Source organism: Faecalibacterium sp. DFI.5.82 (genome assembly GCF_029076575.1).
GTDB classification, from domain to species: Bacteria; Bacillota; Clostridia; order Oscillospirales; family Ruminococcaceae; genus Faecalibacterium; species Faecalibacterium duncaniae.
On the sequence record NZ_JARFIS010001204.1, the window covers coordinates 1 to 266 of the forward strand.

At 45.9% G+C, this 266-nt stretch carries 1 rRNA gene; it reads left to right on the forward strand.

The window, feature by feature from the left end:
- A 16S ribosomal RNA gene (locus P0G09_RS20740) occupies positions 1-98 on the forward strand; the annotation flags it as partial.
- Positions 99-266 lie beyond the last annotated feature (168 nt).

The following is a 266-nucleotide window of genomic DNA, read 5'->3' on the forward strand; positions in this document are numbered from 1 at the left end:
TAACCGCAAGGAGGACGCCGCCGAAGGTAAAACTGGTGATTGGGGTGAAGTCGTAACAAGGTAGCCGTAGGAGAACCTGCGGCTGGATCACCTCCTTTCTAAGGAGTCAGGCAGATGGAAGAACATCAAAGATGGTCGGCCATCTGGAACAGGTGATAGATACAAGCAGAGTAGATATTGTTCGATTTTGAGGGCCCTGAAAAGGACACTCAAAGACGTACCTTGAAAACTGAATAATAACTGCGAAACAAAGATTATAGTAAGTT